The organism is Kitasatospora cystarginea, assembly GCF_039533515.1.
In the GTDB taxonomy this organism is placed as follows: domain Bacteria; phylum Actinomycetota; class Actinomycetes; order Streptomycetales; family Streptomycetaceae; genus Kitasatospora; species Kitasatospora cystarginea.
This window is the reverse complement of record NZ_BAAATR010000125.1, coordinates 1-3,612: the sequence shown is the minus strand read 5'-3', so window position 1 is coordinate 3,612 and position 3,612 is coordinate 1. Positions and strand designations below refer to the sequence as shown.

4 protein-coding genes and 1 pseudogene are annotated in these 3,612 nt (G+C 69.9%); all 5 read right to left on the bottom strand.

From position 1 onward, the window contains the following. Positions 1-96 (bottom strand): annotated as a pseudogene (locus ABD369_RS40245) (IS5/IS1182 family transposase); the annotation flags it as partial. 624 nt (positions 97-720) lie between these two features. Next, positions 721-1,578 carry a class I SAM-dependent methyltransferase gene (locus tag ABD369_RS40240; protein ID WP_344641600.1) on the bottom strand — a complete coding sequence of 286 codons (858 nt, stop codon included), beginning with the start codon at positions 1,576-1,578 and terminating at the stop codon, positions 721-723. A 23-nt stretch (positions 1,579-1,601) separates the two neighbouring features. Then, positions 1,602-1,946 (bottom strand): VOC family protein, encoded by a 345-nt coding sequence (locus tag ABD369_RS40235; RefSeq protein WP_344641599.1) that lies wholly within the window; start codon positions 1,944-1,946, stop codon positions 1,602-1,604. Position 1,947: 1 nt separating this feature from the next. After that, a complete protein-coding gene (locus ABD369_RS40230; RefSeq protein ID WP_344641598.1) occupies positions 1,948-2,127 on the bottom strand; it encodes a ribbon-helix-helix domain-containing protein in 180 nt (59 codons plus the stop codon). A 607-nt stretch (positions 2,128-2,734) separates the two neighbouring features. Further along, entirely contained in the window at positions 2,735-2,899 is a 165-nt protein-coding gene (locus tag ABD369_RS41510) for a hypothetical protein (protein ID WP_425557893.1), read from the bottom strand. Positions 2,900-3,612: the final 713 nt, after the last annotated feature.

Sequence of the window (3,612 nt, the reverse complement as noted above, 5' to 3'; positions counted from 1 at the left end):
GATCCCTCGCTTCCGACCGACGATCTTCTTCGCGGCGTCGGTTCCCTGGCTGGTCACGGCCACATTGGTGGAGGTCTTCACGCTCTGGGTGTCGATCCACGGGCATCGCGTTCGAGCCGCACCAGTACCGCCACACCTACGCCACCTGGCTGCTGCGACGCGGGGCCGGCCTCGCCCGGATGCTCGGCGTCCACATCCAGATTGCCGTCCAGTGGCAGACGGCGAGCGCTGGAGACTGGGCCGCTTGCGCCGCAGACGTCAGCCGCCGATCAAGCACCACACCGGAGCCCAGCACCTTGGCTGCAAACCCCCCACCTCGCGGGAGTGGCTGATGCGGCATCAACTGAGGGGATGGGCAGCCAGGACACCGGCAGGGACTGTCCGGGCCCTGTCCGGTCGATTCTCCCAGGTCACGACAGCTAACCGGACAGCCCGGACACATCCGTACCGGCGCCGAATTGTCCGGGGGCTCGGGAGACAGCACTACGCACTCGCCCCGCACGCCGTACGCCAGCGCGGCAACAGCCACCGTTCCCGCATCCCCACCGGTCAAGATCACATGGCAGAAGCCTGGTGGCCGTCAAGATCATCTGACAAACAATCAAGATCATTTGGCGCGGGACAGTAAGGACCCGACGGCATCGCCGTCGGGCCCCAGGCCGCCGCCGAGGCGGACGACTGGCTGGACCGTCCTTGCCCGGTTCGACGGGTCGACGAGGGTCAGGTGGTGGCGAGCAGCACGTCCTCTCCAGTCGACGGGCGAAGGCCGTCGGTGCGATCGGCGAAGTAGCGCCCGGCGTGCGAAGCCCCAGACACGTGTCGGGCGTCCGCGAAACCGGATTCGCGGGCGAGGGCCAGCATCTCCTCCGGGGTGTAGAAGCTGATGAACGGCGTTCCGGACGCTCGCGCACCTTCCCTGCTCGCCCGCAGGCCGGGGCGGTCGGCCTCGTCGAGCAGGTCGGGCGGCAGGAGGAAGGTCATCGCGAGTGTGGAGCCGGGGGCGAGCCCGGCGATCTGGCGCAGGGTGGCCGCAGTGGCGTCCTCGGTGAGGTACATGGTGACGCCGGTGGACGCGATGAACGCCGGCCGACCGGGGTCGAAGCCGACGGCAACCAGCTTCTTCAGCCAGTCCTCGCTCGCCTCGAAGTCGACCGGCACCAGTTGCAGCCAGTCGGGGATGCCGTAGCCCAGTTCGACCAACCGGCGGCGCTTCCACGCCTGCGGGCCGGGCTGGTCGACCTCGAAGACCCGCAGGCGGGAGGCGGTCTCCGGCCTGCGTTGGGCGAAGGTGTCCAGCCCGGCTCCCAGGATGACGTACTGGGTGACGCCGCGGTCGGCCTGCTCGATGACCAGGTCCTCGATGAACCGGGCGCGGGCTGCCATGGCCGCCCGGAACCCGCTGGTGAGGTGCGGGTCCATGTCGGGCCGGTGGCGCCAGTCGCCGTCGGGGGCCGCCAGCTCCAGGCCGATCTCGTCCTCGAACACGTGCGGCGGCCGGTCGACCTGGACGTGCATCGCCCGCCAGAGGGCGGTCCGCACCGCGGTGCCGTCCGGCGCCGCGGTCGCTTCGTCTGCCATGGTGTTCCCCTTCTCCGTCGCAGTCAGTTCTTGACCGGAGCCTGGAGGCTCCACAGCCGCCCGTCGGGGTCGCGGACCGTCATCAACCTGGTCCCGAAGTGGGTGTCCTCGAACGGCGTGACCACCTCGACGGACGGATCGGCACGGAACGCGTCCGCGTCCGGCACCTTCAGCACGACCTGCACCTGAGGCTCCCGGTCCTCGGGGACCTCCGCGATGAAGACGTAGGGACCGTCGCCGTTGCGGAGTTGGCCGGAGCTGTGGCCCGTCTCGAACTCCAGGTCGTAGCCCAGCGCCTGGAAGAAACGTGCCGCCTTGCCCCAGTTGTGGGTCTCCAGGAACAGGGCCTCGATTCCCTCGGTCGCCATGTCAGGCCTCCTTCTCGGTCGATTGGCTCTCTTGCCCATGGGCGTCGTCGAGGTAGGCACGCAGCGCCTCGGCGACCAGCGCCGACAGCGACATGCCCGACTCGATGGCGCGGTACTTCACCTGCTTGATCAGCCCGATCGGCAGGTACACGTTGAACTGCTTGACTTCCTCATCGCCCACGAGACCAGGCTAACTCGTTGCTAGCATGCTAGCAAGATAGCCCGACCACCAAGGCCGGGCGCGATCCCGAGGTGCTGCGGCTGGTGCTCCGCGTCAACCCGGTGCTTACCACCGCGCCAGTCCCCGAGGAGCAGGTGCCGCAGCGGGGAAACCTCCGGCAGGTCGCCGGGTAACTGGCCGACGCCGTCCGGGAGCCGGCTGCGGATGCGCGCGGCGGGCGGCGGGCGGCGGGCGGCGGGCGGCGGCAACGGGCAAGGCACGGCGTGCGGCAGGCCGGTGGCCCGGGTGATCGCCGGCGGCGCACGGTGGAGGCGGTGAGCACGCCCGCACCCGCCTGGCCGCAGCCGGAGCAGCTGCATGTCCGCCTCCACGCAGCCTTCGCCTGCGTGGAGGCCGAACTGGCCGACGGCGAAAGCAAGCTGATGCGCCTGCGCTACACCGGCGCCGTCGGCAGATGGGGATCCACCCCCTACTACGCGAGGACTCCCTGGCGCCCACCGGCCAAGCCCCATGGGAGCCGCCGCAGACGCACTCGACTGTGCCTGCCGGCTCCACCTCGCCGTCCCCGACATCTGACCAGACGCCAGCCACAGCCCCACCTCCGCCGTCAACCCCCGAAGGACTTCCGGAGCCGACCACTCAGCGAGACACCGAGGACGAGCATGTCGCGGGCCGCGTCCGCTAACGGTGTCGCCAGTTCCAACTCGCCGCGGTTCAGTCCGCCGATCCGGGCGTCGAGCACCGCATGGGTGCCTGCCTCGGACAAGGTCACGACCCGGGCCTGGGGGAACGCCACAGCACTCCCATCCGGCGCGGTCGGACCGCCGAACGCCTCGCGATTGGCGGGCGTGTCCGGAGTGTCCATGAAGAACCCGTCGACGGCGCCTACCCGCATCCCTCGCCAGAAGGCGCCGGGCGCCCCGTCCGGGGCGACCGGGCTGGTTCCAAGCCGCCGGCGCCCACATCCCTCAGGGCCAACAGGGTCACTCAAGGTTCCGCGAGAAGGGCCGCCCGGTTCCAACATGCGTGGCCAGGTTCCAACTATCGCGTCCCGGCTCAGCACTGACCGCAAGCCGAACGCTCAGGTGGCCAAATCAACCACTCACTGGCCAACTGATGTGACTGAGCGCTCGACTTGGCCAGTTGAGGAAAGCCCCTGACCAGCGATGATGCCCCCAGCGGTTCCCCCGCGGGACGGACAATGGAGCTTCGCGGGTCGCTGACCGGGGAGAACGCCGTTGCTCACCCGGCCACCTCGACCGCGCACTGGCCAAGTCGAGCGCTCAGTCACAACTGAAGCCGAAGCAGCGGTGCGGCGGGAGGGCTACAGCTCGACGTCCATCCAGGCGATGTCGTTCAGCTCGACGTCGAGGCCGCGGGCGCGGCGTCCGCGGTCCTTGAAGTACTCGTCCCGCAGGGCCTCGGCGAGGATCGCTTCCTGCTGGGCCTGGGGGGCTCCGGCGTCGCGGGCCTCGTACAGCCGCC